This is a genomic window from Pirellulales bacterium (assembly GCA_035939775.1).
Classification (GTDB): Bacteria; Planctomycetota; Planctomycetia; order Pirellulales; family DATAWG01; genus DASZFO01.
The window spans coordinates 1-3,259 of record DASZFO010000337.1 but is presented as its reverse complement, the minus strand read 5'-3'; the positions used below and the strand labels follow the sequence as shown (position 1 = coordinate 3,259).

The 3,259-nt window shown below is 60.0% G+C and carries 4 protein-coding genes; all 4 read right to left on the bottom strand.

The features are described from left to right. Positions 1-679 (bottom strand): thiamine pyrophosphate-dependent enzyme (locus VGY55_21545; protein ID HEV2972566.1); only part of this gene is annotated, 679 nt, incomplete at its 3' end. Positions 680-787: 108 nt separating this feature from the next. Continuing rightward, on the bottom strand, positions 788-1,792 hold the full coding sequence (locus VGY55_21540; GenBank protein ID HEV2972565.1) for a glycosyltransferase family 2 protein: 1,005 nt from the start codon (positions 1,790-1,792) through the stop codon (positions 788-790). A 21-nt stretch (positions 1,793-1,813) separates the two neighbouring features. Next, positions 1,814-2,509 carry a GNAT family N-acetyltransferase gene (locus tag VGY55_21535; protein ID HEV2972564.1) on the bottom strand — a complete coding sequence of 232 codons (696 nt, stop codon included), beginning with the start codon at positions 2,507-2,509 and terminating at the stop codon, positions 1,814-1,816. A gap of 114 nt (positions 2,510-2,623) precedes the next feature. After that, on the bottom strand, positions 2,624-3,259 hold a 636-nt coding region (locus VGY55_21530; GenBank protein HEV2972563.1), incomplete at its 5' end, for a DegT/DnrJ/EryC1/StrS family aminotransferase.

Sequence of the window (3,259 nt, the reverse complement as noted above, 5' to 3'; positions counted from 1 at the left end):
GTTCGTCGAGCGCCAAAGACAGCGCCTCTTCATCGTGGCCGTCAACTTCCCGGGCGGTGAAACCAAAACTGGTCAACTTTTCGACGATGGAGCCGAGATTCATCACCTCGGCGGTGCTGCCCATCGCTTGCATGCCGTTGGCGTCGATGATCAGGACCAAGTTGTTCAGCTCGGCATGTGCCGCAAAAAGGATCGCTTCCCAAATGGCGCCCTCATTCGCCTCGCCGTCGCCGACAATCGCGAACACGCGCTGGCGGCTCCCACGCCGCTTGGCTGCCATCGCCAGACCGACGGCAACGGAAAGCCCATGGCCAAGCGAGCCGGCGGTGGCCTCGATGCCCGGCACATGGGCGTCGGCGAGGCCCTTGAGCCGCGTGCCGTCGCCGAAATACGTTTTCAGCTCGGCGTCGCTCACCCAGCCGAGTTCATGAAGGCACGCATATTGAGCCATCACGCCATGCCCTTTGCTGAGCACAAGATAATTGCGGTCGGGCGCTCGCGGATCTTTGGCGTCAAGTCGCAGGTACGAGCGATAAAGCACGGCTAGAATCTCGACGATCGAAAACGCACACGGAATGTGTACCGTCGATCCGGCGAACGACATATCGAGAATCGTCCGCCGCAAGCGCGTGGCGTCGAAGCGAGGGGCGAGAGGCGAGGGATGAGGGGCGAGTGACATACGACACAGGGAGTTATTGAATTCTCAGCCTGTCCTTTTTGCCGCGACCGCGGCACCCGCACCAGCGAGTCGGTGGTTCGCGACGTGTGAAACTAGTTAGCGACGAAATCACGCCGCAATCCGACTGCTTTTCAAATCGCGGCTCAATGCACTCGGCGACTCAACGCTCGCCTCCGGCATATTGATTGTCCGCTCGACGATGAACAGCGGCCGCTGCTTGGTTTCGATGTAAATCCGGCCGATGTATTCGCCGAGCGTGCCGAAGCCAACGAGCATCACGCCCAGAATCGCCAACAGCAGCACATAAATCGTCGTCAACCCCGGCACAGTTCCGCCGAGAAAATAGGTGGCGATGTAGCCGAGCGCGACGGCGATCGTCACGCCGAGCGTGACGAACCCGAATAGCGAGAATAATTGCAGTGGCTTGATCGAGAAGCAAGTGATCGCGTTCGCCGCCAAATTCAGCAGGTAGAAAAACGGCGCCTTGCTCTTGCCCGCCGTGCGCGGCCGACGGTCGTAAACGATCGGGCACTGACGAAAACCGATCCAATGCGAGAACCCACGGATATAACGGTTTCGCTCGCCGAGTTGGTTGAGCGCGTCAATCGCTCGCCGCGACAGCAAGCGAAAGTCGGTAGCATCGTTCGGGATGTCTATGTCTGAGAGATAATTGACCGTGCGATAGAGCATTCTTGCCGACCAGGCCTTCCAAAGCGGATCGCCGTGGCGATGCCGAATCACGCCGTAGACGATCTCGTAACCCTCTTCCCATTTTTTTAGGAAGTCGCCGATCAGTGCAGGCGGGTCTTGCAAATCGCCGAACAGCACAACGGCCGCATCGCCGCGGGCAAAGCGATAACCGGCCGCCAGCGAGGCCTCGACCGTAAAATTGCGGCTGAATTTCAGATATCGCCAGCGGTCGTCGCGGCTGCACAAATCGGCGGCGATGAGCGGCGTCCGGTCGCTGCTGTCGTTGTCGATAAGAATCACTTCGTAGTCGTACGGAAGCCCGCCGATCACAGCCGTCACTTCGTCATACGCGCGCGAAAGATTCCCCTCCTCATTCCGCACGGGCATGATGATGCTCAGCAGCTTGCGGGATTCATCTTTCATCCTTCCGCCTTCATCCTTCCTTCACGCCGCCAGCTCATCGGCCGCTTCGCCTTGCCAGGCCGCCTTCGAGAGATGCATCGTCACAAAGTACCTCTCGACGGGCTTCCGATAATCGCCATCGACTTCGAGCCACCGCACGACGTCTCCCTCTTGCTCACGGCGCAGCGGCAGCCGCATCGTTTCGCGGAAGCGGCAATGTTCGTAGAGTTGGATCGCGCGCAGGTTGTCGGAAAACACGCGGAGAAAGACATCCTGCATGCCGAGCGTCGTGAACGACCAGCTCAAGATCGCTTGCACGCTGGAATACATCGCCCCGCGCATCACTCGCGGCACTCCGCGCACGACGTTGTCCAGCTCGAGGCTCCGTTCTGTGAAATCGATCCGATAAATGCCCGCGTGGCCGATCTTTTGCCCCTGCGGGCTTTTCACCCAAAACAGCATTCGATCGGGCAATTCGAGCAATTGCTTGATCAGCCAGCGCCGCGTGCCTTCGAGCGAGACCGGGAAGATCGCGGGAAATGAGTTCTGCGCCGCCTCGCGCCATTCGGCGAGCAGGCGAATCGACTCTTGATCATCGACATCCTGCCACGTGACCGGATCGAGGCTCGTCATGCATTCGTCATGGTCGAAGATGGCGAACCAATTCCCGGTCCGCGGGCCGGCCAGCTTGAGATTGCGGATGGTCGAGAGCACGCGCTCTTGGTAAGCGGCATCCATGCCAGGTCCCCCGGGGACTGTCCCCATTTTGCGCCGGACACCATCGCTCCGATGGTCGAAGCAAAATGGGGACTGTCCCCCTTTTTGCCCCCGGCAGTGATGTTAGTCTTGTCGTTACGCGGCCTCGCGCCGCCGGTGCGATTGCCCGAGCACTTCCAGCAAACTCTTGCAAACTCGATCGACGTCGGCCTCGGTCAGATTGTGCCCGCTCGGCAGATTGATCCCGCGTTGCGAAACTCTGTAAGCGACTGGATTCTCCCGCTCACGGCTTTCGAACATCGGGAAGCTGCTGACGGGCGGGAAGAACGGCCGCGAGTCGATGCCGCGCTCCTTCAGCCCCGCCATGACGTCGTCGCGGCTGATCGCAATTTGGTCGCCGAGCACGACCGATGTCATCCAATAGATGTTCCGCGCCCAGAACCGTTCGACATTGAGCGCCAGCTCGCTCACTCCGCCCAGCCGCTGCCGATACCACTGAAAAATCTGCCGCCGTTTGGCGATCATCTCTTCGATCCGTTCGAGCTGCGCCACCCCGAGTGCGGCCTGGAGATTCGACATTTTGTATTTGTAACCGATCGATGAAATGACAAACGGGCGGTGCGGGTCGCGGCCGTGATCGTTCAGGTATCTGGCCCGCTCGTAGAGGGCTTCGTCGCTGGTGACGAGCATTCCCCCTTCGCCACAGGTCATGATCTTCGCCCCTTGAAAACTGAACGCGGCGATGTGGCCGAAGCTGCCGGCCTTGCGCCC

Excerpts from the sequence above, each read along its gene's own strand:
- VGY55_21535 (HEV2972564.1), bottom strand. The coding sequence starts at position 2,509 with ATGGATGCCGCTTACCAAGAGCGCGTGCTCTCGACCATCCGCAATCTC.
- VGY55_21540 (HEV2972565.1), bottom strand. The coding sequence starts at position 1,792 with ATGAAAGATGAATCCCGCAAGCTGCTGAGCATCATCATGCCCGTGCGG.